General features: G+C 60.4%; 24 protein-coding genes, 1 tRNA gene and 1 pseudogene. 16 read left to right on the plus strand and 10 right to left on the minus strand.

Annotation, left to right across the window (positions count from 1 at the left end; translation table 11 throughout):
* Positions 1-148: 148 nt before the first annotated feature.
* Both lpxC and NW846_RS08460 read right to left on the minus strand, forming a co-directional pair.
* Entirely contained in the window at positions 149-1,060 is a 912-nt protein-coding gene (gene lpxC / locus NW846_RS08455) for a UDP-3-O-acyl-N-acetylglucosamine deacetylase (RefSeq protein ID WP_414346968.1), read from the minus strand.
* A 6-nt stretch (positions 1,061-1,066) separates the two neighbouring features.
* Entirely contained in the window at positions 1,067-1,642 is a 576-nt protein-coding gene (locus NW846_RS08460) for a hypothetical protein (RefSeq protein WP_011430773.1), read from the minus strand.
* Between the two features lie 66 nt (positions 1,643-1,708).
* On the opposite strand from NW846_RS08460, the gene NW846_RS08465 reads away from it, so the two are divergent.
* Positions 1,709-2,518: an RNA methyltransferase gene (locus tag NW846_RS08465; RefSeq protein ID WP_099813043.1), complete on the plus strand. Its 810-nt coding sequence runs from the start codon at positions 1,709-1,711 to the stop codon at positions 2,516-2,518.
* A 105-nt stretch (positions 2,519-2,623) separates the two neighbouring features.
* Here the strand turns inward: NW846_RS08465 and NW846_RS08470 are convergent.
* Positions 2,624-2,708, minus strand: a tRNA-Ser gene (locus tag NW846_RS08470).
* Positions 2,709-2,832: 124 nt separating this feature from the next.
* Here NW846_RS08470 and NW846_RS08475 point away from each other — a divergent pair.
* From NW846_RS08475 to NW846_RS08490, 4 genes are read left to right on the plus strand one after another with little or no spacing between them, the layout of a single operon-like run.
* The gene (locus NW846_RS08475) at positions 2,833-3,396 is read left to right on the plus strand and encodes a hypothetical protein (RefSeq protein ID WP_011430771.1); all 564 of its coding nucleotides are present in this window, start codon (positions 2,833-2,835) and stop codon (positions 3,394-3,396) included.
* Between the two features lie 3 nt (positions 3,397-3,399).
* Complete coding sequence (locus tag NW846_RS08480) at positions 3,400-3,837, plus strand: SRPBCC family protein (RefSeq protein WP_099813044.1); 438 nt, start codon at positions 3,400-3,402, stop codon at positions 3,835-3,837.
* A 31-nt stretch (positions 3,838-3,868) separates the two neighbouring features.
* On the plus strand, positions 3,869-4,456 hold the full coding sequence (locus NW846_RS08485) for a peroxiredoxin family protein (RefSeq protein WP_346426058.1): 588 nt from the start codon (positions 3,869-3,871) through the stop codon (positions 4,454-4,456).
* Between the two features lie 37 nt (positions 4,457-4,493).
* On the plus strand, positions 4,494-6,152 hold the full coding sequence (locus tag NW846_RS08490; protein WP_414346967.1) for an ABC1 kinase family protein: 1,659 nt from the start codon (positions 4,494-4,496) through the stop codon (positions 6,150-6,152).
* Between the two features lie 457 nt (positions 6,153-6,609).
* On the opposite strand, the gene NW846_RS08495 is transcribed toward NW846_RS08490, so the two are convergent.
* Positions 6,610-8,031: an FGGY-family carbohydrate kinase gene (locus tag NW846_RS08495; RefSeq protein ID WP_099813045.1), complete on the minus strand. Its 1,422-nt coding sequence runs from the start codon at positions 8,029-8,031 to the stop codon at positions 6,610-6,612.
* Positions 8,032-8,155: 124 nt separating this feature from the next.
* The gene (locus NW846_RS08500) at positions 8,156-8,668 is read right to left on the minus strand and encodes a 2Fe-2S iron-sulfur cluster-binding protein (protein ID WP_414346966.1); all 513 of its coding nucleotides are present in this window, start codon (positions 8,666-8,668) and stop codon (positions 8,156-8,158) included.
* A 179-nt stretch (positions 8,669-8,847) separates the two neighbouring features.
* On the opposite strand from NW846_RS08500, the gene ylqF reads away from it, so the two are divergent.
* From ylqF to NW846_RS08535, 7 genes and pseudogenes are all read left to right on the plus strand, one after another.
* Positions 8,848-9,717, plus strand: a complete 870-nt coding sequence (ylqF, locus tag NW846_RS08505) for a ribosome biogenesis GTPase YlqF (RefSeq protein WP_414346965.1) — start codon at positions 8,848-8,850, stop codon at positions 9,715-9,717.
* Positions 9,718-9,934: 217 nt separating this feature from the next.
* Positions 9,935-12,218, plus strand: a pseudogene (locus NW846_RS08510) (RelA/SpoT family protein).
* A gap of 94 nt (positions 12,219-12,312) precedes the next feature.
* Positions 12,313-12,897: a photosystem II reaction center PsbP gene (gene psbP / locus NW846_RS08515; protein WP_414346964.1), complete on the plus strand. Its 585-nt coding sequence runs from the start codon at positions 12,313-12,315 to the stop codon at positions 12,895-12,897.
* Positions 12,898-13,114: 217 nt separating this feature from the next.
* Entirely contained in the window at positions 13,115-13,909 is a 795-nt protein-coding gene (cpdA, locus tag NW846_RS08520) for a 3',5'-cyclic-AMP phosphodiesterase (protein WP_041438436.1), read from the plus strand.
* A 134-nt stretch (positions 13,910-14,043) separates the two neighbouring features.
* A complete protein-coding gene (locus tag NW846_RS08525) occupies positions 14,044-15,198 on the plus strand; it encodes a homocysteine biosynthesis protein (RefSeq protein ID WP_011430761.1) in 1,155 nt (384 codons plus the stop codon).
* 143 nt (positions 15,199-15,341) lie between these two features.
* Positions 15,342-15,866 carry a thermonuclease family protein gene (locus NW846_RS08530; protein ID WP_011430760.1) on the plus strand — a complete coding sequence of 175 codons (525 nt, stop codon included), beginning with the start codon at positions 15,342-15,344 and terminating at the stop codon, positions 15,864-15,866.
* A gap of 57 nt (positions 15,867-15,923) precedes the next feature.
* Positions 15,924-16,592 carry a cofactor assembly of complex C subunit B gene (locus NW846_RS08535; protein ID WP_414515749.1) on the plus strand — a complete coding sequence of 223 codons (669 nt, stop codon included), beginning with the start codon at positions 15,924-15,926 and terminating at the stop codon, positions 16,590-16,592.
* 9 nt (positions 16,593-16,601) lie between these two features.
* Here the strand turns inward: NW846_RS08535 and NW846_RS08540 are convergent, their stop codons facing one another.
* The 3 genes from NW846_RS08540 to bchI all read right to left on the minus strand — a co-directional run bounded on the left by NW846_RS08540 (position 16,602) and on the right by bchI (position 19,532).
* Positions 16,602-17,858, minus strand: a complete 1,257-nt coding sequence (locus NW846_RS08540) for an RNA-guided endonuclease InsQ/TnpB family protein (protein ID WP_414515744.1) — start codon at positions 17,856-17,858, stop codon at positions 16,602-16,604.
* Positions 17,746-18,363, minus strand: coding sequence for an IS607-like element ISSoc2 family transposase (locus NW846_RS08545; RefSeq protein ID WP_414515751.1), 618 nt, complete (start codon positions 18,361-18,363; stop codon positions 17,746-17,748). The genes NW846_RS08540 and NW846_RS08545 overlap by 113 nt, the downstream gene beginning before the upstream one ends.
* Positions 18,364-18,473: 110 nt before the next feature.
* A complete protein-coding gene (bchI, locus tag NW846_RS08550) occupies positions 18,474-19,532 on the minus strand; it encodes a magnesium chelatase ATPase subunit I (protein ID WP_011430756.1) in 1,059 nt (352 codons plus the stop codon).
* 339 nt (positions 19,533-19,871) lie between these two features.
* Between bchI and NW846_RS08555 the strand changes: the two genes are divergently transcribed.
* Together NW846_RS08555 and NW846_RS08560 are read left to right on the plus strand one after the other, a co-directional pair.
* Positions 19,872-20,285: a DUF4168 domain-containing protein gene (locus tag NW846_RS08555; protein ID WP_414347355.1), complete on the plus strand. Its 414-nt coding sequence runs from the start codon at positions 19,872-19,874 to the stop codon at positions 20,283-20,285.
* Between the two features lie 111 nt (positions 20,286-20,396).
* Positions 20,397-20,936 (plus strand): DUF3611 family protein, encoded by a 540-nt coding sequence (locus NW846_RS08560; RefSeq protein WP_099813050.1) that lies wholly within the window; start codon positions 20,397-20,399, stop codon positions 20,934-20,936.
* Between the two features lie 164 nt (positions 20,937-21,100).
* Here NW846_RS08560 and NW846_RS08565 read toward each other — a convergent pair whose 3' ends face one another.
* Positions 21,101-21,238 (minus strand): photosystem II reaction center protein K, encoded by a 138-nt coding sequence (locus NW846_RS08565; RefSeq protein ID WP_011430753.1) that lies wholly within the window; start codon positions 21,236-21,238, stop codon positions 21,101-21,103.
* 125 nt (positions 21,239-21,363) lie between these two features.
* Positions 21,364-21,609: a photosystem I reaction center subunit PsaK gene (gene psaK, locus NW846_RS08570; protein WP_011430752.1), complete on the minus strand. Its 246-nt coding sequence runs from the start codon at positions 21,607-21,609 to the stop codon at positions 21,364-21,366.
* 340 nt (positions 21,610-21,949) lie between these two features.
* On the opposite strand from psaK, the gene NW846_RS08575 reads away from it, so the two are divergent.
* On the plus strand, positions 21,950-22,924 hold the full coding sequence (locus tag NW846_RS08575) for a fatty acid desaturase (protein ID WP_011430751.1): 975 nt from the start codon (positions 21,950-21,952) through the stop codon (positions 22,922-22,924).
* A gap of 1 nt (position 22,925) precedes the next feature.
* The gene (locus tag NW846_RS08580) at positions 22,926-23,807 is read left to right on the plus strand and encodes a hypothetical protein (RefSeq protein ID WP_414347360.1); all 882 of its coding nucleotides are present in this window, start codon (positions 22,926-22,928) and stop codon (positions 23,805-23,807) included.
* Positions 23,808-23,835 lie beyond the last annotated feature (28 nt).

A 23,835-nucleotide genomic window follows, 5' to 3' on the forward strand; every position in this document is an offset into this window, starting at 1 on the left:
AGCGGGGCTTCCAGGACTACGTCCCGCTAGCGCGAACGGCGGATTAGCTAAAGCCCGCATGGGCGGGCATTGAACCCAAAGCAAGGCCGCACAGAGAAATTGCAGCAGGCCAGGAACTTTTCACCCATCCCAGCAGCCGGGATCCCCCTCAAAACGAAGAGCGAGATTCCACCCCACCGAGGCAAAGGGGATCCCTTGCTTGCTCTTGAGCTGGCTCCACCTGCAGGGATCCACTCTTGAGCAACTGCTCAGCCAAACGGTGGTGGAGGGCGTGGCCCGCCTTGTAGGCCACAATGTGCCCCTGCAAGCGGCAGCCCAACAAGCTGAGATCTCCTAGTAAATCTATCAGCTTATGGCGCACCGGCTCATCCGGGAAGCGCAACGGCCCCAACCACTCGGTTTTGCTGCAGACGATAGCATTTTCCAAGCTGCCCCCCTGAATCAGCCCCTGTTGGCGGGCCAGCTCCGCATCCTGTTGGCGGGCGAAGGTGCGGGCCGGGGCAATGGATTGGACAAAGTCCGCCCTGTTCTCCCGCCAGCTCAGCCACTGTTGGCCGATAGGGCAGTCGGCAAAATCGATGCCATAGGTAAAGCGAAACCCGGGGTAGGGCACGGCGCTGACAAAGGCTTCCCCTGCCCAGACCGTGACCGGCTCCTGGATCACCCCCAGCAGGGCCGGCTGCTCCTGGGCCAGGATCCCGGCTTGGGCAACGGCCTCCACAAAGGGCAGGGCGGAGCCATCCAGAATCGGCAGCTCCGGCCCCTCCACCTCGATGCGGCAGTTGTCGATGCCCAGCACGTAAAGAGCGGCCAACAAGTGTTCCACCGTCTGCACCTGGACAGGGGGGGATCCCTGCTGTAGACGGGTGCAGAGAGCGGCAGGGGCCAGGGATCCCAACCGAGCGGGGATGGGAGGGGAGCCCGGCTGATCCACCCGCACAAAGACTCGACCGCTGCTGGCAGGGGCCGGATGCAGGCTACAGCGAACCGGCAGGCCGGTGTGCAGGCCCACCCCCTCTAGGGAAATAGAGCTGGCCAAGGTGTGTTGTTGTTCTCTCATAGGTCTCTATGGCCAACGCTCTTGGCCCCGGTCGAAAACGCGATAGTAGAGTTCCCGATAGCCAACGCGCAGGCTGCTGCTGGCGTCTGCCAATTTGCCTTTGCGACTGCCGTAGGCGCTGAACACCTCGTAAGTATCTCCCTCAAAGAAAAACGAGGAGACATCGGAAACCTCTTCCCCCCCCAACAACTGCCAACGCCCCCCCCGAAATCGCAGCCGGTAGTGGGCCCTGTCCAAGCTACCGGAGGGGCGGTCGATGGCGGCGTCGATGCGGCCCTCGTACTCCGGCGGCTCGGCTCCTGCTATGGGTCGAACCTCGACGGAGATATCGCGGTAACGGCAGTTGGGGCGGCTGCACAGGCGGATCGAGCGCATGGCCTCGGCAATGGCTTCCAGCCGCTGTCGCGCCTCGGCCAGAGAAAAGTGCTCCGCACCGCTATCGCGAACGAGCTGGGGCGACACCTGAGTCGGCTCTGCTGCTGGGGAGAGCGACGAATGGGCAGCCAAGGCTGGGGATCCCCAGCAGCACCCCAGCAGCAATAGGCACATCCAACTCAGCCAACGGCGGTAGGCGGATCCCATCGGCGCAATCTATGACAAGATCTAACTCCTCTACTTTAGGGGATCCCTATCTGCGATTTCTGAGCAATGCCGGCATCGTCCAACTGGGCTCAGGAGCGATTGGCGCAGGTACGCCTTGTGTTAGTGCGGCCGGCAGGGCCGCGCAATCTCGGGGCCATTGCCCGCGTGATGAAAAACATGGGCCTGCGGCAGTGGGTGTTGGTGGATCCCCAATGCGATCCCCTCGACGCAGAAGCAGTCACCATGGCCGTGCATGCGACGGACTTGCTCCGCCAAGCCCGGCAGGTGCCAACCTTAGCCGAGGCCCTTCAGGGATGTGTGCAGGTATTCGGGACAGCAGGCCGCCGCGAGCCCTACCCGCCCGAATGGCAAATTCAGTCTCCCCGCCAGGCTTTCCCGGAGCTGCTGGCTGCCGGCCCTGCCGCTCTGGTGTTTGGCCCTGAAGATCGGGGCTTGAGCAACGAAGAGCTGGCCCTCTGCCATCGCCAGATCCAGATCCCCACCGATCCGGCCTACCCTTCCCTGAACTTGGCCCAGGCAGTGGGCATCTGTTGCTACGAGCTGCGCACCCTCCTCTGCCAGAATCTTCCCCCGCCAGTGACCAGCTCTGGGATCTCAAAGCCGGCTCCCTTCGAGCTGCTGGAGGGTTTTTTCGGCCACCTGGAGGCGCTGTTGCTGCAAATTGGCTACCTGCACCCCCACACCGCTCGCCGCAAGATGCTCAAGCTGCGCGCCCTCTTTCACCGCGCCGGCCTGACCGTGTCCGAGGTGGCCCTGTTACGCGGGATCCTGCGACAACTCCAGTGGAGCCAAAAATCTTCTCCTCGAGAACCCCCAAAAAAAGAGGATCCTCATCCTGCTGAGAGTGGATCCTAGCTGCCGCGGCCTCTGGCCGGCTGCCTCTGAAAACAAACCTCTGGGAACTGAGACAAGGGAATCCAGCTAGGTCTGGATGGTCTCCCTGCGGCAAACTTGATTTGACGGAGAGGGTGGGATTCGAACCCACGGTGGCTTGCGCCACGACAGTTTTCAAGACTGCTTCCTTAAACCACTCGGACACCTCTCCAGAACCTATCTTAGGCTGTGCAGTTGCCGCTTGTGCAGCTCGAGGGGTCCTGCTATCCCTGCTAACGGGTTGTGGGGAGGAATGGGGATCCGCTATAACCCACTGAGGGATCCCTGGCTATGCGATGAGAGGACATTTTTGCCCAGGTCAGGTGCAACTTCTGGCTTGGCTGTCGCTAGCGTTGTTGGCTGCCTGTCGCCCTTGGCCAGACGCATCTCCTTCCGAAGCTGCCCCCCCGGATCCGGTGCTGCGCCACATCGGCGAAGATGGCACCCATTTTGAGGCTTCCGTGGGCGATACCCGCGCTCTCCCTCCCCACTTCCCGCACCAGTTGCGCTTGCCCGACGCCACCGTCATCTCTTCGGGGCAAATTTGGGATCAGGAAGGAGGGCTTGCCTCCCTGATTTTGCAGACCTCTCAACCTCTCTCGGAGATCGCCGCCTACTACCGCCGCACCCTCTGGGGCCGGGGCTGGGATCTCCTCTCCGATCTCGAGCAGGCCGGCGGCATCCGCACGCTGGTGTTCGAGTCTCCCCCTCGCCCCGACAGGCCGCCCCAGCAGGCGGTCATCCAAGTGGGATCCCCCCGCCGCGGGCCGGATCAGGTGGAGTATCGCGATATCCTGATTTTGCTGAGTACCGTCGTCCCTGGCGGCGAAGCGCAGCCTGCCGCTGCAGCCGCTCCCTAGAGCATGCCCGTCTATACTCAAGCGATTGAAATTGCCGCTGGCGTGGCCCAGGTGGAGCGCTGTCTAATCGATCCAGCGCTGATGCGGCGCTGGCTCAACCCCCTGTTGGGCTGTGAGGCGCTGGGATCCCCCACTGGGCAACTGGGCAGCCGCTACCGCTTTTTCCTGCGCCTGCCGCTGGTTTCCCCCAGCCTAGACTGCGTGATCGCCGAGCGGGCCGAGGGCCTGGTGCAGTGGCAGTTTGAGGGTTTTTTTCAGGGCACCGACCGCTGGGAATGTTGCCCCCAGCCGCTGGGAACGCTATTGGTAAACCGCTTTGAGTTTTGCATCCCCAACCCTTGGGTGGCGGCAGGGTTCTATCTGGTGGCAGCGGAGCTGACCCGGCACGACATGCGGGCACAACTGCGACGGCTAAAGGCAGTGGCCGAGGCTTTGGGTTAGGCTGGTGGCAGGTAGTAAAGAAACGTAAAAAATGGCAATGACCAGCAACAGCAGCCTGTTCAACCGTCGCTTTTTCGACAACTTCATCCCCCAGCCGGCCAACAGCCCTCTGCAGATTGGCGAGCTGGCCCCTGACTTTGAGCTGCCCAATGTGCACGGGGATCCCGTGCGCCTGTCGGACTACCGCGGCCAAAAGCCGGTGGTTCTGGCCTTTACCCGCATCTTTACAGAAAAGCTCTTCTGCCCCTTCTGCTACCCCCACATCCAGGAGCTGAAGGCCCGCTACGAGGAGATCCGGGCTCTGGGAGCAGAGCTGCTGATGGTTACCAGCACCGACCCGGTGCAAAGCCAACAGATCCAAGCCGACCTGGAACTGCCCTATCCGCTGCTGGTGGATCCGGAGTGCAAAACCTTTCGGCTCTACGGCGTCGGCCAAGCCCTGGGGGCGCCCCTGCCAGGCCAGTTCATCGTGGATCGCGAAGGGAGGCTGCGCTATAAGCACCTCTTCTCCTTTGCCGAGCCCAACGCCAGCACCGACGAGGTGCTGCGGGTCTTGCGAGAAGGGCTAGCCAGCGGCTGGGATGGAACCCGCCGGGTGGCTCCCGTGCCCTTTTTCTAAGCCTTCCTAGGCAAGCCCGGAAGAGGAGAGGAAAGAGGTGGTCTTTGCGCGGCTGGCCCAGAATAGCGCCCGTCAGGCGGAGATCCTAGAAGTAGTCCTGCGCCACGGCTGGGACTACATGCGGCGCTTGCTCTCTTTGGGCAAGGCGGAAGAGCCGCAACTGCCACCACCCCTGGTGCTGCGCAACATCCTGGTGGATCTGGGGCCGGTCTATGTGAAGCTGGGCCAGTTGCTGAGCACCCGCCCCGACCTGCTGCCGCGGGAGTATATCGAGGCCCTCAGCACCCTGCAGAGCAATGTGCCCCCCGTGCCCTGGAACGCGGTGGAGATCCTGCTGCGCCAGCAGTTGCGAAAGCCGCTGGAACAGGTATTCAGCAGCCTCGACACGGAAGCGGTGGCGGCGGGATCCATTGCCCAGGTCCATCGCGCCCATCTCGTCAGCGGCGAAGCGGTGGCCCTCAAGATCCAGCGGCCCGGCGTGGAGGCAATAGTAGAGCGGGATACAAGGCTCATCCGCAGCATTGCTGAATTGGTGGCGCAAACAGAATTTGGCCGGCTGGCAGACGTGGTGGTCTTGGCGGATGAGTTTTGCCGGGCCATTCAGGCGGAGCTGGACTTTACCCAGGAAGCCCGCCACACGGAGCAGCTGCGGCAACGCCTGCAGGCTGGCCGTTGGTTTGATCCCAACCAACTGGTGGTGCCGCGCGTCTATTGGGCTCTTACCACCCCCAAGGTGCTGACCCTGGAGTGGATCGAAGGAAAGCCACTCCTGGAGGCGGATCGCAGCGACGCCGAGCCGCAGCAGCTTGCCCGCCTGCTCACCCGCGCCTTTTTCCAGCAGATCTGCATCGACGGCTACTTCCACGCCGATCCCCACCCCGGCAACTTGTTCTATTTGGGATCCGGTCGCGTAGCCCTCTTGGACTGCGGCATGATTGGGCGGCTGGATCCGCGCACGCAGCAGATTGTGCTGGAGCTGATTTTGGCCATCGTCAGCCTGGATGCCCAGCGCTGTGCCGAACTCACCCTGGAGCTGGCCCTGCCGGAAAGCCCCAGGGGCCGCTTGCGGGATCCCGCCGTCAGCCTGGCCCAGTTGCAGCGGGAATACGAGCGTCTTTTGCGGCAGTACTACACCCTAACTGTGGCCGAGCTGGATTTTAGCCAGCTTTTCTCCGAGATCCTGCAAGCAGCGCGGCGCAACCAGATCCGCATCCCCGGCAACCTGGGGCTGTGCGCCAAGGCCCTGGCCAATCTGGAAGGGATCGCCCGCCAGCTCACCCCAGACTACAATCTGCCGGAGCAAATTCGCCCCCTGATGGCGGACGTGTTTCGGCAGCAGTTGCTGGGGGAAGCTCCCCTACCCTCGCTGCTGCGCACAGCCTTGGACCTGAAAAACCTCTCGCTGCAGTCGCCGCGGCAATTGGAAGTGCTGCTTAGCCGCATCACCTCGGAAACCCAACGCTGGAACCTCACCATCCAAGAGCTGGAAGACCTCCGCATCAGCCTGGATCAGTCGGCCAACCGCCTCTCCTACAGCATCCTGGTCGGATCCCTGATTATCGGCGCCGCCATCATCTCGGCGCAAACCCAGCGCTTCCAGGTCTTCTGGCTGAGCGAGCTGCTTTTTGGCGCCGCCAGCCTCTTGGGACTGTGGCTCATCCTCAGCATCCTCCGCTCCGGTCGCCTGCGCAATTAGCCCCTAGCTCGGACTTGCCAGGGATCCCGATCCTAGCCATGTTGCCAAAAGCACATAAAAACGGTATCAACGCTTCTGCGAGCGCCTCGCCAAAACCCGCAAAAGCCGATTTTTTCGTTGACCCGCTCGATGCCTTGCGCCACAAGGCTTTCAGGCCTCTCACCCCTCCTCTGCAAGGCCTTTTTTTGCCCTCTTCGACCGACCCCCTCGCAAATAGGCCTTGCATTCCTTGCCCCGCTTGGGTTTAATAAGGGTAGAGTTCCCCCTTCGGGGGGATCCCTAGAAATTGGAAACATTGTACCTTTGGTATCGTAAGCGTACGGCTGACTGCGTTCCCCCTTCGGGGGGATCCCTAGAAATTGGAAACTTCAGGCGAAACTGAACGGGGCAGCCCACGAACACTTTCAGGTTCCCCCTTCGGGAGGATCCCTAGAAATTGGAAACAAAAGAAAACCTGCTACCCAGTGAGTAGCGGGTTAGTGGCTCTCCCTTCAGGGAATCTCCAGAAATTAGGAAGGCGGCTAAGGAACTCCGAGTAGATCTCGGTATAGGCCTTGACCCACTCGGGATCGGGCTGGATGAGGCGTTCCACCTGCACCAGCCGATCGGCAGCCTGCTGCACCGAGCAGCACCAATAGGCCGAGGCGGCCAGGACAGCTGCCCCTACGGCGGCCTCGGGGTGCTTGACCACTGCTAAGGGGCGGGCAAGGAGGCTGGCGCGCAGGCGCAGCCACAGAGGGCTTTTGCAGCCGCCGCCGGTGGTCAACAGCGTTCCCTCTATGGGGATCCCGTGGGCGGCCAAGGTCTCCAGCCCCAGCCGCTCCACCATTGCCACCCCTTCCAAGAGAGCTGCATAGAAGCGAGGGGATCCCACTTCCGCCTGGGGCAAGAAGCCGGCAAATTCACTATCCAGGATGGGAAAACGCTCGCCGGGTCGGCAGAGGGGATAGCTGACCAAGCCCGTGGGCAGATGGGCTTCCGCCTGCCGATCCAGGGCAGCAAAGTTGCCGCCGGGGAAGAAGTGGGGCAAGACCCCGCCGCCGCAGAAGGAGGCTGCTCCTGGCCACCAACTGGTTCGGTCGGGGTGCAGATGGGAGTAGAGGCTTTGCGTTTGCACGGGATAGGACTCCGTCCCGCTCACGCGAACAGCACTGTTGGCCTTGAAGATGAGGGTTGTGCCCAGGCTGGTGGCAACCTGCCCCAAGCGAGTAGCCCCTGCGGCCAACTGTCCGGCGCAGCCATCGGTGATCCCGGCAGCAATCAGCACCTCTGGCCCCAGCTCCCACTCCGCCCGCACCGTTCCCAGAACCGTTCCTGGCGCCACCACCTCAGGAAAGCGCTTGGGGTCGAGGCCATGGCGAGACAGCCACTCCCGCGGCCACGTGTAGGTTTCCAGGTCGAAGCCGCTTTTTAGGGCATGGGTGTGATCGGTTACCCGCCGGCGGCCTCCCAGTTGGCTCAGGAGAAAGTCCGCCGGGTGGGCCAGGTAGCTGTCCCGGTATTGATCAGGATGGGCTTCTGCCCACCACAGCCAGCGGCTGAGCCCCCAACTGGCCGGGATCCCCAAGCGCCGGGCCTGGGCCTGTCCCCGCAGGTCGGAATACAGCCAGGCCTGATCCAGCGGCATGCCCCGCCCGTCTACCGGCAAAACCGTGCCAGAGGTGCTACAGGCACTGAGGGCAACGATGGCGTAGCGATCCCCCAGTTGGGTCTTCAGGTGTGCCAGCAGCGTCTTCAGGGTGCGCAGCCAGCGGCCCGGGTTGGTTTCCGGTGGATCCCAGGAGCGCTCGCTTTTGCCCACTATCTCGCCTGCCTCCGAGAGGGCCACCACCCGCATCCCCGAAGTACCCAGGTCGATCCCAAGAAACACAGGGTTCATAAGGACTTGCTAGCAGAGTAAACTACCCGGCTCCGACCGCCCCCCTTCCCCCCAACCCCCCGTATACGGGAGGCGGGGGGATTGAGGGGGGTACGGTGCGGGGCTGCTGCGGTTTCTAGCTGAACTAGCGCGAAGAGCTTCCCTCAAATGGGTAAAAATCTCGGCTGCTGAGGGCCAAGGCCTCTTGGATATCCAGATCCAAATTCTTCACCGACTCCAGCACCGAGCGCGTAATCAGCTTGCCCGCTTGCACCAAAACGGCGCCAGTTACTGGGTGCAAAAGGGGCTGCTCCGCCCGCCGCCCAATCAACACCTCGATATCCTTAAAAGCGTTGATGTACATCCCCACCGGCAACTCCACCACCACCCCTTCCCCCAGAACCCGCGCTTGACAAGCTAGGCGGGAATTGGTCTTACGAGTGGTGATCACCTCCAAGGTGCGCTGCTCCCGGGGGGTCATGGCCGAGAGCGATTCCATCCCCTCTTTTACATACACATGACAGGTGGCGCAGAGGCCGCGCCCGCCGCACTCTTTCAAGACATTCAGCTCTTCCCGCAACAGCACCGAGAGCAAGTTGCTGTTGGTGGCCACTTCCGACACCTGAGCAATGGGATCCAACCGCACCCGCTTGACCATTGTCTCTCCTTCGTTGTTACATCCCTTAACGTTAGCTTGTCCTGGCAAGGGATCCTAGTCACACCTATACTGTATTATTTTTTACTCGCCCTGGGATTGGGAAGGAGCGGGCTGGGCAGGCTAAAGTAGATCCTGTCCTTGTTTGCGTAGCCGTCGAGCTTTTCCAAGGTTTTGGCGGCATGAGCTCTCCGCCCATCGAGTGGTATCCCGGCCATGTGGCCAAGGCCATTGGCCAGTTGCGGGAACAATTGCGGCTGGTGGACGTGGCAATTGAAGTGGTGGACGCGCGGATCCCGCTGGCCAGCCGTCACCCTGAGCTGGACAAGTGGCTGGGGGAAAAACCTCGCCTCTTGGCGCTTAACCGAGCCGATTCCATTGCGGCAAGGGATCTCAAAGCGTGGCAGGAGCATTTTTCGCAGCAAGGGATCCCGGTCTATCCCACCAACGGCCAATCGGGAGAAGGGGTGCCCCGCCTCAAGCAAGCCATCTTACAGATGGGGCAAGCGGTAAACGAGCGGCGGCAACGGCGGGGCATGCGGCCGCGGGCTGTCCGGGCCGTGGTGGTGGGCTTTCCCAATGTGGGCAAGTCTGCCTTGTTGAATCGACTTTTGGGACGGCGAGCCGTCGAGAGCGCCGCGCGCCCTGGGGTAACCCGGCAACTGCAGTGGGTACGGCTGGGAGGGGAGTTGGACTTGCTGGACTCGCCGGGCATCCTCCCGCCTTCGCTGCCGGATCAACAAGCAGCCTCCCTGCTGGCCATCTGTGATGACATCGGCGCCGCAGCCTACGATCCTGAGCAGGTGGCCGCCTACTTCGTGGATCAACTGCTGCAGGTGCAGCCCCAGGCCCAAGCCCTGCTGCAACAGCGCTACGGCTGGCCCGACCCGATCCCCCCTGGCAGCGTGGCAGTGCAAGATCTCGCAGAGCGGCGGTATCGAGGGGATGCCGAACGAGCGGCAAGGCAAATTCTCAACGACTATCGCAAGGGATGGCTAGGGCCTCTAGCTTTGCAACTCCCCCTAGCTGCTAGCCCTCCAGCAAGAGGCTAGTCCACTAGATTTTGGTATATCTTGCTCCGGAATGCTGCAAAGTGAGGGATAGGATAGGCGCAGAGCGTTAAGCTTTTCCCTGCACTTAGGGGCAGGTTTATTGCGCAGCTTTTTTCTTCAACCTGCCTGCAGGCGGCTTGAATCAAGGATAAGCTGTAAGGAACTCCAGTGATCGATACTAGAGGTAGCAGTTAAACCATCCTTTTTGCGGACTCCCATGGGTCAGCCTGCTGTTGCCACCAGCTTAGAAGGAGGCTTTGACCTAAATAGCCTGGATTTTGAGGTGCCGGGATGGCTGCGGGCTTTGCTTTCAGGCGCTGAAGATCTCGGCGATGGGCTGCGATCCTACACGGCGGAAGAGGCAGATTTGCTGCGCCGGGCCTTCGAGTTTGCCTACTGTTTGCACAAGGGCCAAAAGCGGAAATCAGGGGATCCCTACATCGCCCATCCGGTGGCCGTGGCCAGCCTGTTGCGGGAGTTGGGGGGTGACGCCGTTACCGTAGCTGCTGGCCTTCTGCACGATGTTGTCGAAGATACGGAAGTTACCCTGGAGGCCCTAGAGGCCGAATTTGGCCCTGAGGTTCGCCTGCTGGTGGAGGGGGTAACCAAGCTTTCTCAGTTTAATTTCTCCAGCAAAACGGAGCAGCAAGCAGAAAACTTCCGCCGCATGTTTGTGGCCATGGCCAAGGATATCCGGGTCATTGTGGTCAAGTTGGCGGATCGCTTGCACAACATGCGCACGCTGCAATATCTGCCCCCCCACAAGCAAAAACAGATTGCAGCCGAAACTATGGAGATCTTCGCCCCCTTGGCCAACCGGCTGGGGATCTGGCATTTCAAGTGGGAACTGGAAGACTTGGCCTTTAAGTACCTGGACTACGAAGCCTATCGCCAGATTCAAGAGCTGGTCAACGCCAAGCGTAGCGAGCGAGAGGCAGAGATCCAAGCGTTTATTGAAGAGCTGCGGAAGCACCTCATTCAAGGGGGGCTAGAGCACTTTGAGATTAGCGGGCGGCCCAAGCACCTGTACGGCATCTACCGCAAGATGCAGCAGCAGCGCAAAGAATTTCACGAGATCTACGATCTCCTGGCCGTGCGGGTTATCGTGCAAACCGTGAGCGAATGCTACCGGGTGCTGGCGGTCGTTCACAACTGTTTTCGCCCCATTCCGGGTCGTTTCAAAGACTACATTGGCTTGCCCAAGGCCAACCGCTACCAATCTTTGCATACGGCTGTGATCGGCCTACAGGGCCGACCGGTGGAGGTGCAGATCCGCACCGAAGAGATGCACCGCGTGGCCGAATACGGCATTGCCGCCCACTGGAAGTACAAAGAAGCCGGCAGCACCCCCGTAAAGCCCGAGGAAGAGCGCTTTACCTGGCTGCGGCAACTGTTGGAGTGGCAAAACGACCTCAAGGACGACAAAGAATACCTGGACACCATTCGCGAGAACCTATTTGAGAGCGAGGTTTACGTCTTTACGCCCAAAGGAGACTTGCTGGCCCTGCCCCAGGGATCCTGCCCGGTGGACTTTGCCTATCGCATTCACTCTGAAATTGGGGATCACTGTGCCGGGGCGCGGGTGAACAACAAGATCGTGCCCTTGAATACCCGCCTGCGCAATGGCGACATTGTCCAAATCATCACCCACAAGAACGCCCACCCCAGCCTGGACTGGATCAATTTTGTAGCCACCAGCTCGGCCCGCAACCGCATTCGCCAATGCATTAAGCGCTGCAATCGCGAGCAAAACATCCCCCGGGGCCGGGACTTGCTGGAGCGGGGAGCTGGGCAAAACGGGGTTCGATGCGCTGCTCAAGTCGGAGCGGATGCAAAAGGTGGCCGAGAAGCTCAACTACACCAGCGTGGACGACCTGCTGGCGGCGCTGGGCTATGGAGAGGTCACCCCCACGCAGGTGCTCCATCGGCTGCAGGAGGTGAGCAAGCCGGCAGTCTCTCCCCCGCCAGAGGAGGGATCCCTTGAGGAAGCCAAGCTGCTGCTGCCGCGGGCCGATGGGAGCCGAGGTTCCAGCCGATCCCAATCTCCCATCCTGGGGGTGGAGGGTCTGAAACACCAGTTGGCCAAATGTTGCAACCCGCTGCCAGGGGATCCCATCCTGGGCGTGGTTACCCGCTTCAAGGGTATCACCATTCATCATCGCGATTGTCCGCGGGTGGCTCAGGTTCCGGGCGAGCGGCTGGTGCCGGTGCGCTGGAACGAGGAGCAATTACGGCAGAGCACCCAGATCTACCCTGTGGAACTGCGCCTGGAGGTCATTGACCGCGTTGGCGTGCTGCGGGACATCCTTTCCCGTCTTTCGGATCAGAGCATTAATGTGCGCAATGCCAGGGTGCAGACCTTTGCCAACCGTACGGCTCTGATCGATCTCTGTATTGATGTGCGGGACAAAAAACAGCTCGACCAAGTTCAGAGTCAATTGCGCCAGCTCTCGGATGTGCTGGTGTTGCGCTCCCGCCACTACCAGAACGGATCCCGCTGAAGAACTTCTAGGGTCTTTTTTTCGCTGGTTCGAGAGGAGGCGCCCATATTAGGATGATTGAGATGGGTAACCAATCTGAGCGGAGGATCCCGGCATGTCAGCAGCACAAGGTGGGCATCTTGCCCGATTCGGACAGCGGCTCTCTGGGGTGTTGTTACTGCTCTGTGTTTGCCTCAGCTTGCTCACCGGTGCCTGCTCCGCAGGCTCTAACTTGCGCGCCTACAGGGATCCTAGCGGAGCCTTTGCCTTTGCCTATCCCAACGGCATGGTGGCAGTGAACTTGGGGCCAGGGAAAGGGCCAGCGGTGCTTCTGCGCGACTTGGTCTACGAGACGGAGAACGTCAGCCTGATGATTGCCCCCTTTGATAAGGGAGAGACGATTGCCGATCTGGGTGGCCCGGACGAGGTGGGGGAATTGGTGGCGGAGAAGATCATCGCCCCGGAAGGCTCTGGTCGCTCGACCAAGCTGTTGGCCGCCGAAGCTTTTGAGCGGCAAGGCCGGCCCTACTACCTGTTTGAGTACCAAACCGATATCGGATCCCAGCTCCGCCACGAGGTAGTGACGGTAACCGTGCGCCACCATCGCCTCTATACTCTGACTGCCTCCACCCAAGAATCCCGCTGGCCGCAGGTGCAGGCTGCCTTCAGGAATGTGGGCCATTCTTTGAATGTCTCTTAAGACTTTTCTCCAAGATTTTTTGAGAATCTTAGCTGCTCTAGGAAGCCTCAGCCAAGGCAGGCCTGATTGCAGAAATTGCATCAATGCCCAATCCATATAAAGGTTGTACCAATTGAGATCGATTTGGCTCTTCAGATCCCAGGCGAGACATCTGCTGCTAAAACGGTAATGTTTTAAATCTGCAGAGATGGGCTTCTATCCCCCTTCAGTCTGGTCTATGACCGTATACGTGGTTCAGATCAGCGACCTGCATCTGTTTGCCAAGCCGCACCAGCGGCTGTTGGGGGTGGACACGGAGACCTCTTTCCTGCAGGTGCAAAAGGCCATTGCCGCCTTGGATCCCTTGCCCGATCTGCTGCTGCTCACCGGGGATCTCGCCCAGGATGGCAGCGCCGCCGCCTATGCCCGTTTGCGGGAGCATCTGCGAGCTCTTCCCATCGACACCTATTGGCTGGCGGGAAACCACGATCGCCTTCATAACATGAACTCAGAGCTCTGCGCCGAGCGAGTACACCGGGAGAAAAGCTTCAGCCGAGAGAACTGGAGCTTTATTTTGTTGAACTCTCTGGTGCCGGGCAAAGACAGCGGCTACCTAACGGATGGCGCCTTGCTGTGGCTCCGCCAGGAGCTGCAGCGCAGCCAGGCTGCCCAGAACCATGTTCTCTTGGCCCTGCATCACCCCCCCTTCTCGGTGGATTCCGACTGGCTGGATCAGAGTGCCCTGCAGCAGCCGGAGCGGCTGTTTCAGGTTTTGGACGAGTTCGACCACATTCGCCTGGTGATCTTCGGCCACATCCACCAAGACCTGCACCGCCGCCGGCAGGGGGTCGATTACTTTGCCTGTCCCTCCACCTGTGTGCAATTTCGCCCCAAAAGCTCTCGGTTTAGCCTGGACGTGATCCCCCCGGCCCTGAGGCAGATATGGCTGGAGCAGGATGGCAGCTTCAAAACCCAGGTGCAACGGGTGGAAGCCGCCCTGCAAATGCCCAACCTAGCTCTGAAAGGGTACTGAAAGATCCCCCTCTCAGCCGACGGCAACCCTCCCCCCTCGAGCGCCTTTGGGCTCTCTAAGCTATTGATATTGATTGGCGCTGTGGCCCCTCTGGGAGGGAGATCTGCCCAGACCCTTGCCATCTTTTGAAGGCGATGGAAAGAACTCTAGAAGAAATTAACCGGCGCATTGCCAAAGGCCAGGTGCGGGTGTGGACGGCCCTGGAAGCCAAGGCCAAGCTGGCCACCCTCAGCCTTGAGGAGGCCTTTGAGCAAGTGGATGTGGTAACCACGGGCACCTTTGAGCCGATGGAGTCGTCGGGGGCCATCCTCAACCTGGGCCATACGGATCCGCCGATCAAGATTCGCCAGGCTTGGCTAAATGGGGTGCCCGCCTATGCCGGCTTTGGCGCCGTGGATCTTTACCTAGGGGCAGCCCAGCCCAGCGAGCAAGCCGATCACCCCTACGGGGGCGGCCACGTTATCGCCGATCTGGTGGCCGGCAAGCGGGTGCACCTGCGGGCTGTTGGCCAGGTAACCGACTGCTATCCCCGCGCTGACTACGAGACCACCCTGACGCGGGATCAGCTCAACCAGTTCTACCTGTTCAACCCCCGCAACGCCTACCAAAACTTCATTGTCGGCGTCAACGGCGGGGATCGGCCCCTGTACACCTATTTGGGCCTGCTGGAGCCGCACCTGGGCAATGCCGTCTATTCCAATCCAGGTGAGCTCTCCCCCCTCCTCAACGACCCCCTCCTGCGCCGGGTGGGGATCGGCAGCCGCATCTTTCTGGGGGGCGGCATCGGCTACATCGCCTGGGAAGGCACCCAACACTTCCCGCGGCAAAAACGGCTGCCCAACCAAACCCCCATCGGCCCTGCCGCCACCTTGGCCCTCATTGGCGACGCCAAACAGATGCAAGCCGAATGGGTGCGGGGCTGCTACTTCCGCAACTACGGCCCCAGCTTGATGTTGGGGGTTGGGATCCCCATCCCCATCCTTTCCCCCGCCGATCTGGAGCCCATCGCCATCCGGGATGAGGAGCTGGTGGCGCCGGTGATCGACTTTTCCATCCCCCGGCGGGTGCGCCCCACCTTTGGCCTGGTGAGCTATGCCCAGCTCAAATCCGGCCACATCACCCTCAACGGCCGCAAGGTGCGCACCGCTCCCCTGGCCAGCCTGCGCCGCTCGATGCAAGTTGCTGAGATCCTCAAACAATGGATTGTAAGCGGTCAGTTTACGCTCACCCAGCCGGTTGCTCCCCTATCCTTGGATCGGGAGTTTCTCGCCCAGAACCCCCACCCATAGTAGGAATCCCCATCTCCCAAACCGGCCATCGGATCCCTGGCAAGGGGTTGTCTTCCAGGCAGTTGCCGCTACCATTACGCCTTAGGTGTTGCCGACAAACGCTCCCTGGGGGAGGGGAGCCGCTATCCGCAAGGGGGAAAGACATGTTCCGGCGTATTGCTGTTGGCTCTGCGGTGTTGGGATGGCTCTTGGCCCTGCCCGGCCACGGCTTTGGGGAGCGGCGGGTCGTGCCCGATACCCCCTTCTACTTCGACAACCACTACTTTGATCGCTACCCGGATGCAGTGGTGGTGAGCGTGGTCAACGGTGACACGCTGGTGGTGCAGGTCGAAGGGGAACAGAAATTGCGCCTCATCCGCCTGGCCGGGATCCAAGGTCTTAGCCCGGAGGAGGATCCCTTTTACCAGCAAGCAATTGAGCTGATGCGGGAGCGCATCCTGCACCGCACCGTCAAGCTGGAAGGGGATAAGCTGCTGCGCAATGTGGATGCCACCGGCTTGGTGGAGGCCTACGTCTGGCTGGAGGGCCAGCAGATGAACGCTATGCTGGTGCGCAACGGCCTGGCCCGCATCGCTCCCTACAGCCACAACATCAAATACGACAGCTACTTCGGTGGCCTGCAAAAAAGAGCCCGCCAAGAGCGCCTCGGCATCTGGAGCCGCCTCTGACGCCTTGGATAGCTCTAGACTGGGTTTACTGGGCACTCTGAGAGACGTCTGCCTGCTTTGAGGGTTAAATCCACTCCGGCTTCCCGGGATCCCAATCGCTGGCTGAGGCGGCTGCCTTTGGTGACCGGCTTTCTGGGCAGCGTCCTTGTGCTGGCCAATCGCCTGCTGTTTACGCCGGAGTTGCTGGCCAGCCAGTCCCGCTCCGACGCCTTGGGGATCCTCCTCAGCGCTGTTTTGATCTTGACCGGCCTGCTGTGGCAGCAGATCCAGCCGCGTCCTCCCCAGGCTGCCCCCCTGCAGGGAAGTCCAGGTTGCGACTGGCACCCGGATCTGTCCGAGAGGGAAAAACTGGAGCTGGCCTGGGCTTCCCACACCCTGCTCAGCACCACCGCCGCCCGCACCGTGGTGATCTGGGTGGAGGGGCGCACCCTGCTGCAGCGGGGGATCCTGGCCAGCCCCGGCCACTTGCCCTCCCTGCAGCTTCAGGGCACCCTGCAGCAGGTATTGGAGACACGTCAGCCCCTCTACCTGGGGGATCTGAGATTTTTCCCCGCCCGCGCCGAGTTCGACGGCCTGTTGCCCCCCGGATCCCAGGCAGTTCTCTGCCAGCCCATCGGCCAGAGGGGATGCCTCATTTTGGGCAGCGACAGGCCGCGCAGCTTCAGCCGCCAGGAGCGGGCCTGGGTTGCCGCCATCGCCGACAAACTGGAAGCCCTATTTGCCTAGCTGATACATTTACGCTGAACACTGCTGAGCATTACTGCTCAGCGGTGAAGCGATAGCATTCTGTCCGTTTCCGTTGTCACTACGCGACGCTGACGCGACCGCGCTACTCGGACGGAGTCCAAACAGAAAGGCGGTATCCCGCAAAGCCCTGAGCATAACACCCAGAGCGCCTTGCCAATCTCGTGGTAGCCTATGGTTGCACTTTGGGCATCTAAACACCTTTGCGCCACCCAACTTAGTGTGGATGTGCCCGCACTTGGTACAGGTTTTGCTGGTGTACGCTTCCGATACTTCCACGACAACCACGTTTTTCTTCTTGGCTTGAAACTTCAGGAACTGCTTGAACCGATAGTGCGCCCAGGTGAGCATCGCCCTTGCTGTCTTGCTACCAAACTTCCTCCCTGCCTTGGCAACCATCTTGGCTGACTCGAAAGTGGGGAGGAATATCAATCGGTAGTTATCCGTGTTATCCGTTAGGAACGCCGCTACCTTGCGATGGCACTCGTCCACCAAGTTCCTGATTCTCTCCCGCAGACGAAACGCCGCTTGCCGCATTCGCCTACGCTTGAGTCTCGGCGCTTTGCTCAGCCTAGATTGCAGATCGTCTAGGTGGTAGCACAGCCGAACGATCCTGCCAAAGTCTCCCTTGGCGATATCTACAAAGCCCGCCCCATCAAACCCTGTAAGGAAACTTCTTACTCCAGGATCAAGTGCGATCACCCCCTTTGCTAACGAACACTGCTCGTTCACGGGCTCAGGAAAGATGGCATACCATCTGTCTTTCACCCGCATTAGCTCAGTTCCACGTGCCCATTCTCTGGGCATCTCCTCGGATGCACGGAACGCCAAACCTCGGGTGAGTTTCGGATACCACTTCCCATTGCGAAAGTTGCCGGCGTTGAATTGCAGCGTATGCGACCTGTCCCGCACACTGCGAAACCTCGCGTCTTTGCTTCGGCGAAACGCCAACCACGCCTCGACGACCGCGTTCTGCTTGATGTGGCAAGGGGCGTCCTTCACCCACCCGGGCAGGTCGGAGTGCAGGATGATGTCCCGCAGCTTTCTGGCCGTTTTTGGGGCACCATGCTGACGCTGATAGGCAATCGCTTGGTTGTAGCAGTACCGGCACGCCGCTTGCCACCGCTTCCAAACTTTAGCCAGCGCTGGCTCCGGATAAATCCGTATCTTTCTCGATTGCAGCCCGGTATTTTCTGAGTCCGTAGAGCCGACTGCTGAAGCAGTGCAGGATGGTGAGGATGTCCTCAACCAGTTCCTGTTGGGGAGAAAGGTGATCGTCATCGAGAACCAAGACTTCGCACCCGTATTGACGGCAGTACCACTCAACGAACTCAAATCCAAACCGGCAGAGTCGATCCCGGTGAGCGACCACAATCGTTCCGACGTCTCCCGCACGGACTCGTTCCAATAAGGCAAGGAACTTTGGTCTTTTGAAGTCGAGACCGCCGCCAACCTCTCCGACCACTTCGGCTCCAGGATAGAGGTTAACCAGTCTTGCAATCTGTCTCTCCAAGTCTGGTTTCTGCCCTCGACTGCTGACTCGGGCGTACAAAACGACTCGTTTGTCGTTTTTGGGCGCTCTGTTCGCGTCAGCGGGCCGGAGGCCAATGTAGCTGTCGAGGTCATACCTTCTCGCCCTACCGGATGGTGTACGTACTGCATGGATCCAGCCCTTCTGTTCCCATCGCCTCAAGGTGTGGAGACACACCCCAAAATAATCCGCCGCTTCTCTCGGTTTTACATATCTAGCCATACCAAGCAGCCATACTGAACATATTGTACATTATTTTCAGTATAGTCCAGCGTATCATTGACCAGAGTCATGCTCCCCTCTCCCAGGGGGAGAGGGGCTGGGGGTGAGAGCTAAGCGGCGCTCTCCAGGCTCACCTGAAACACCTCGCTAAAGGCCTTCTCGACCTTGTAGCCGGAGTCGATGGTTTCCAGCGGATCCTTTCGCAGGCGGTGGCGCAAACACAAGCTGATGACCCGGCGAATATCGGCAACGGTGACCTCGCTGCGCCCCTCCAGAGCTGCCAACGCCTTGGCTGCCCGGTTGGTGACGATATCGCCCCGCAGCCCATCCACCTCCAGCGCCGCACACACGCCGGAGATCTTCAGGCGCAACTCAGGATCCACCATCACAGTCGGCAAGAGGTGCTGGGCCTTTTCAATGCGCTCCCGCAGGCGCTGCTGGGCCTCGGCGTATTTGGCCAGAAAAGCCTGGGGGTCGGCGTCGAACTGGCTGCGCTCCTCCACGATCTGCACTCGCAGGGCCGGATCCCGCACCGTCTCGATGCGGACAAACATGCCGAAGCGATCCAAGAGTTGGGGCCGCAATTCTCCCTCTTCAGGGTTGCCGGATCCCACCAGGACAAAGCGGGCCGGGTGGCGAATGGAAATCCCTTCCCGCTCCACCGTGTTCCAGCCAGAGGCCGCCGCATCCAGCAAGACATCCACCAGGTGGTCGTCCAGGAGGTTGACCTCGTCCACGTAGAGGATGCCGCGGTTGGCCTTGGCCAAGAGCCCCGGCTCAAAAGCCTTCACCCCCTGAGACAAGGCGCGCTCGATGTCGAGAGTGCCGCAGACCCGGTCTTCCGTGGCTCCCAGGGGCAGATCCACCATCGGCACCTGGATCCAGGTGGTTTCCAGGGTTTCCCCCGCCTGCAGGCGCTCCCACACCTGGTCGCTCATCAGATCCCGCTGCCGCGGGTGGCTGTTGAACGGATCCCCCTTGACAACCTCGATCTGGGGCAGCAGATCGGCCAAGGCGCGGATGGTGGTGGACTTGCCCGTGCCGCGATCCCCCATGATCAGCACCCCGCCGATGCGGGGATCGATGACGTTGAGGAGCAGGGCCAACTTCATCTCCTCCTGGCCGACAATGGCGGTAAACGGGAAAACCGGGCGACGTTCCAAGTTCATAGAGGCAACAACGAGCATCTACCCCCATTATCCCAGAGGCCACTCCCCCTGGGCCGTCGAGATGGGCAGGAAAGAGATGGAAAGGCCGCACCAGGAACCTCAAGGCCGCTTTTCGGTCAAATAAAAAGCAGGCTCTGGGATCCCTGGCCTTTTGCCGGGAAAAACAGATAGCATCAGAGCCTATACCCGGAGTGGGTTGAAGCTGGGTAAAGGCGAGAGCTACACCAAAGTAGGGAGGATCCCAAAAGCGCCAGCAACCCTGTTGAAGACCAGTTATCGGGTGGGGAGATAGCAGCGGTGTCAGGTCAAGCAAGTCGGAGACGGTGGACAGCATTCTCCATGCCCAACTTGGCCCAAAAAGGGCTGGTGGGCCTGATCTGGGCCTGTACTTGGATCCCTGTCTTGGGCATTTCCCTTGCCGTAGCCCAAACCCCGGCCACCTCTCTGGTTTTGACCGATGAACAGGTCGCCAAGTACGCCCACATCGTCCTGGAGATGGAGCCCCACCGACAACAGGCCCAGCAGCGCTCCCAGGCCACCGCGGATCCGGCCAGCAAAGATCAAATCCGGCGGGAGTTCATTCGCACCGCCACCGAGATCATCACCCGCCACGGCATGACCGTGCCCGAATACAACCGCATTACCTTGTGGATTCGCTCCGAAGAAGGCAAAACCCTCCGACATCGCATCGAAGCCGAAATCCTGCGCCTGCAAAGCGGGGATCCCAGCGTGAGCCCTAGCCCCAAACTCTAACCCCCCTTGGATCCCCTGCAGCGCTTTGGCCTGGATGTGACGGAGGACGGAAGATAGCGGTAGGCTGGAAGCGGAGGTCAGTGCTCGTCCGTAGAGAGCGGGGGGAGAGCGATGAACGAGCCTATGTCGCCGTCAGTACGGGTGGCTGTCGAGCGCATGAAGTCTCGCTTGCGCCTGACGCGCCGCTTCGGGTTCTGGTTTCAGGCGGTTCTGGGGGCAACAGCTCTGCTGCTCTGGCTGGGATTTTTGGTTGGCCAGAATACCCTCTATCGCGACGACTCGACGGGGGCCTTTATCGCCTTCTGGTTTACCCTGTTTACCCTTCTAACCCTGGCAGCCGGTCTCTTCTTTAACTGGCGCTACCTGCTCCAGGCGGAGCGCCGCTCAGTATCCGCCGCTACCCCAAGCCAGTTGGATCTGCCCAAGCAGTTGCAATGGGTTACCTATGTCAGCCTGACCGGCGCTTTCTTGGCCCTCATCGCTATGGAGGCGCAGGTGGGAGAGCTGCTGGTGCGGCTGTTTACCCGCACGCTGAGCACCCAGACGGCAGGAGTGCTGCTGCTGGCTGCCAATATCAACGTTACCTTTGCCCACTTCGTCTGCTTGGCAGGGGTGCTCTGGATTACCGGCGCCCTCGACCGCGAGCCCTGAACCCCAGCCAGCCAGTCTCAGCTTTGCAAGGCAGAGAATCAGGCCTGCGGCGCAGCGGCCTGCCCCAAACCTGCCCCAACTAAAACTACCCCCCCGCCAGAACAAGAGGGGTAAGCAAAAGCAGTCCCAAAGTCCGTAGTTGCCAATCGCAGATTCCGAGGGCTTCACTTAAAGCCCACCGCCGCCTGCCAAACAAAAGCCAGCAGGAAAAACAAAACGGGGATAATCGGCAAAATGTCGATCAGGGGATCGAACAACTCATAGCCTTCTGGCAAAGCCGCCAGGAGCATCATCGCAGGCATGACAACAAACCTCGACAAGAAGGAAGTGGAGCTGGAGAAACTGCTCTTTTTCAGGATTGATAGAGAGTTTAACATTGCCGGGCGGAGATTCCCGCTAAGGTCAAGAAATGTAAACGGAAAATGCCTCAGAGAACCCCCATATTGGAGAGGCCCAAGATCACCCCCACGCCCAGCAGATGGCCGAAGCTGGCGACCCCCAGCACTTCCGGCCAGGTCATCCCCAACACAGGCCCGGTTTCTGAAGCCACACCCGAAGAGGACTTGAAGCTTAGGTAGGCCAGCCCTGTGCAGAGCAGGATAATCACCGCGCTCAGGGGAGACCAAGGGCTGGTTTGGGCAGTCATAGCCAACGGCGCAACAATGGGCAGCATGGTTTTCCTCCTCAGCTCAGGTTAACCGCCCCCTAGATTACCCCCATTCCGGAACTCCCAAAGGGATCCCCACATGAATTGCAACAGAGGCCGCAACAAAACCTCACACTGTGGCTTCTTCTGGCCTCATGGCCGATCTACCCCTCGCCGGGAACGGTCGAGACGGGCTGGAGTTGGCAAGAAAAATCCGGCCTGGGCCAACGAGGGGAGCAGCTCTCTGCCGTATACTAACGAAAGTTAACAAATTGTTCTCTTCCCCCGCTTTTGAGGTGATGACCTGGCTTTGTTGCCTTAATCCATCCTCACCGTCTGCGCTGTGCACACCCAAGGATGGCTGCCGATGACTGCTGCTGCGACTCCGCAACCGGATCCCAAGCCTTTTGCGTTACCCCGTGAGCTGTTGGGGCCGCCGCCAGAATTTTGGAATCCCACCCTGCTGATGTTTTTGGCGGCGGTGGCGCTTTCGGCCTCTTGCTTTGGCGGGTACGCCTTTTGGCATTGGCCCCGCTGGCTGGTGTTTTGGCTGAATTTTGTCGCCCTGTATGTTCTGGGCACAGTGATCCACGATGCCTCGCACGGCTCGGCCCACCGCAACCGCTTTTTAAACGAGGCGCTGGGCCATGGCTCTGCCCTGTTACAGGGCTTTGTCTATCCGGTCTTTAAGCGGGTGCACATGCAACACCATGCCCACGTCAACCATCCCGAAGACGATCCCGATCACTATGTGTCTACAGGCGGGCCGCTGTGGCTAATTGCGCCGCGCTTTTTCTACCATGAGGTGTTTTTCTTCAAGCGGCAGCTCTGGCGCAAAGGTCGCTGGGATCTGCTGCAATGGGGGCTGAGTCGGCTGGTGGTGATCCTAACGTTTGCGCTGGCCATTCACTTTGGCTACACCGACTACATCATGAACTATTGGCTGCCCCCCGCCTTTATTATGGGCTTCTTGTTGGGCCTGTTTTTCGACTATCTGCCCCATCGCCCTTTTCAATCCCAAGAGCGGTGGTACAACGCCAGGGTTTACCCTGGCTGGCTGACCAATATTCTGCTGCTGGGGCAAAACTATCACTTGATCCACCATCTCTGGCCCTCGGTTCCCTGGTACAAGTATCAGGCGGCCTACTGGGCGGCCAAACCTGAGCTGGACGCGCGTAACTGCCAGCAAACGCTGGGGATCTGGGAGAGAGGGGAGTTTTGGAGCTTTTTGTACGACGCGCTGATTGGCCTGCACTGGCACAAGCCCAACGGGCCAACCCGTTCCGCTGCGCCAGCCGATCCAGAATCTGCGGGATCCGCTGCGGATCTGAGGCTTAGTTAACATGGTCTTGCCGACGCTGCGGATCCCTCAGTTGCTGCTGTTTGTGGAGGCGGCCAGCTTGCTGCAGGACACCAGCCAGGTTCTCTTACAGGCCGGTCAGGCGACGGCGGATTTGCCAGAGGTGATTGCGGAAGCGCAAGCGCGGGCGGAAGCCCAATTGCAAACCCTTGGGATCCCGGCAGAGTTGCGGGCGCAGGCCCGAGGGATCCTGAGGCTGACTTCGCCGCCGCAGGTGCTGGCCTACCTGCAGGATTTGTTGGACAGGGGATCCGGCCCTGATTTGGAAGCCTTTTTGGAGCAGGCGGGATCCGGCTCTACCCTGTTGCGCTTTCCGCCCCTGTTGGTGGGGGCTGTGGCTTTGCAGGTGTTGCTGGAGCGGCTGGATTTTTCTCCGCAAGAGAAAGCTGTGTTGCAAGCCCAACGGGATCAATGGGAACAGGCCCTGGCAGAATTGGCCGCTCGCCACAAGGTTTCCCCAGAGCCGCTGCGGGCTGCTGCGGAGACAGCGCTGCGGGCTGCCTCAGCAGAAGAGCTGCTGCAACTGGGGCAGGATCTCTTTCAAGATCTCCAGGATCTCGCCGGGGCCGATTCTGAGCCGGAAGCCGAGTCTCAGGTGGAGCTGGCGGGGCCTCTGGTGTTCCTGATGGTGGCCGATCACCTGTTGGCCCAGACAGAGCATCTCCTCACCCCGGAGCAGCGGCTGGACTTACAAATCAACCGCGCCGAGGCAGAAAGCCGCCTTTTGGCCATGCAAAAGCTGGGCCGTCTTGAAAACTTGGCGGAGCAGCGGGCTTACATTCGCTCCTGGATTAACCAAACTTCTGTACCGGATTTGCTGCGGGCCTTGGATCGCTTTTTTGCGGCGTCTGAACCCAACGCGTGAGGCCTGCAGATCACCAGAGGTTCCGTAT

The sequence above is a fragment of the Synechococcus sp. W60.3 genome (assembly GCF_047502615.1).
Classification (GTDB): Bacteria; Cyanobacteriota; Cyanobacteriia; order Thermostichales; family Thermostichaceae; genus Thermostichus.

Coding starts and splice junctions, on each gene's coding strand:
- lpxC (WP_414346968.1), bottom strand. CDS start 1,060: ATGAGAGAACAACAACACACCTTGGCCAGCTCTATTTCCCTAGAGGGG.
- NW846_RS08460 (WP_011430773.1), bottom strand. CDS start 1,642: ATGGGATCCGCCTACCGCCGTTGGCTGAGTTGGATGTGCCTATTGCTG.
- NW846_RS08465 (WP_099813043.1), top strand. CDS start 1,709: ATGCCGGCATCGTCCAACTGGGCTCAGGAGCGATTGGCGCAGGTACGC.
- NW846_RS08475 (WP_011430771.1), top strand. CDS start 2,833: ATGAGAGGACATTTTTGCCCAGGTCAGGTGCAACTTCTGGCTTGGCTG.
- NW846_RS08480 (WP_099813044.1), top strand. CDS start 3,400: ATGCCCGTCTATACTCAAGCGATTGAAATTGCCGCTGGCGTGGCCCAG.
- NW846_RS08485 (WP_346426058.1), top strand. CDS start 3,869: ATGGCAATGACCAGCAACAGCAGCCTGTTCAACCGTCGCTTTTTCGAC.
- NW846_RS08495 (WP_099813045.1), bottom strand. CDS start 8,031: ATGAACCCTGTGTTTCTTGGGATCGACCTGGGTACTTCGGGGATGCGG.
- NW846_RS08500 (WP_414346966.1), bottom strand. CDS start 8,668: ATGGTCAAGCGGGTGCGGTTGGATCCCATTGCTCAGGTGTCGGAAGTG.
- ylqF (WP_414346965.1), top strand. CDS start 8,848: ATGAGCTCTCCGCCCATCGAGTGGTATCCCGGCCATGTGGCCAAGGCC.
- psbP (WP_414346964.1), top strand. CDS start 12,313: ATGTCAGCAGCACAAGGTGGGCATCTTGCCCGATTCGGACAGCGGCTC.
- cpdA (WP_041438436.1), top strand. CDS start 13,115: ATGACCGTATACGTGGTTCAGATCAGCGACCTGCATCTGTTTGCCAAG.
- NW846_RS08525 (WP_011430761.1), top strand. CDS start 14,044: ATGGAAAGAACTCTAGAAGAAATTAACCGGCGCATTGCCAAAGGCCAG.
- NW846_RS08530 (WP_011430760.1), top strand. CDS start 15,342: ATGTTCCGGCGTATTGCTGTTGGCTCTGCGGTGTTGGGATGGCTCTTG.
- NW846_RS08545 (WP_414515751.1), bottom strand. CDS start 18,363: ATGGCTAGATATGTAAAACCGAGAGAAGCGGCGGATTATTTTGGGGTG.
- bchI (WP_011430756.1), bottom strand. CDS start 19,532: ATGAACTTGGAACGTCGCCCGGTTTTCCCGTTTACCGCCATTGTCGGC.
- NW846_RS08555 (WP_414347355.1), top strand. CDS start 19,872: ATGCCCAACTTGGCCCAAAAAGGGCTGGTGGGCCTGATCTGGGCCTGT.
- NW846_RS08560 (WP_099813050.1), top strand. CDS start 20,397: ATGAACGAGCCTATGTCGCCGTCAGTACGGGTGGCTGTCGAGCGCATG.
- NW846_RS08565 (WP_011430753.1), bottom strand. CDS start 21,238: ATGCCTGCGATGATGCTCCTGGCGGCTTTGCCAGAAGGCTATGAGTTG.
- psaK (WP_011430752.1), bottom strand. CDS start 21,609: ATGCTGCCCATTGTTGCGCCGTTGGCTATGACTGCCCAAACCAGCCCT.
- NW846_RS08575 (WP_011430751.1), top strand. CDS start 21,950: ATGACTGCTGCTGCGACTCCGCAACCGGATCCCAAGCCTTTTGCGTTA.
- NW846_RS08580 (WP_414347360.1), top strand. CDS start 22,926: ATGGTCTTGCCGACGCTGCGGATCCCTCAGTTGCTGCTGTTTGTGGAG.